At 32.5% G+C, this 719-nt stretch carries 1 protein-coding gene; it reads left to right on the top strand.

Translation table 11 applies throughout. From position 1 onward, the window contains the following. Positions 1 to 108: 108 nt before the first annotated feature. Positions 109 to 719: replication initiation protein (locus C1E58_RS09625; RefSeq protein ID WP_105210189.1), on the top strand; the 611-nt coding region annotated here is incomplete at its 3' end.

Raw genomic sequence — 719 nt, 5'->3', positions numbered from 1 at the left:
GACAAAAAAGTGCGTGACATATGACAGAAAAAATAAATATTTGACAAATGATGCACAAATGTATAAAGTAGAATAATAAAGATGTGTAAAAATTGTAAGGATATCGTGATGAAAAGTAGTAAATTTGACAAAACATTCGATAATTTATTGAGTAGGCAGGAATATGTAGTTTCTCAAGGTAATGATTTAGCAAAGGCATTTGGTAACTTGAAAGCATTTGAACATAGATTGTTGGATTATTGTTTTTCTTATGTGAAGGCTAGTGATGAAGTTTCTCAAGTTTATATTGCTCAATCTAAAGAAATATTGAAGCATTTTGGCTTGACTTTTTCGGGTACAAACTATGAACGAATTGTAAGAGCTTTTAAAACATTGCACGATAATACTGCATTGTATTTTACAGAAATAACAGATGATGGCCGCAAATCTTTTGTGATGTCACAACTATTCAGTAGAATTAAATTTATTGATAATGGGGAAGTGGAGTTCCGTTTTTCTGAAGATGCCGCACCCTATATTTTTGCTCTTCGAGGTCAATTTTATAGATTTACCTTGGCAGAACTTTCTAGGATTAAATCTAAATACGGATTAATATTGTTAAAGTTATGGGAATCTAAACGCTTCGGAAAGACTGAACGAACAATTGTTTATGGAAGTGTTGAAGAATGGCAGGAATGGTTTCTTGGATCCGCTAGACGTATGTCTCCAGCTATCTTCAA

It is taken from the genome of Streptococcus suis, assembly GCF_002964575.1.
Taxonomy (GTDB): Bacteria; Bacillota; Bacilli; order Lactobacillales; family Streptococcaceae; genus Streptococcus; species Streptococcus suis_R.
This window is presented reverse-complemented; position numbering and strand designations above follow the sequence as displayed.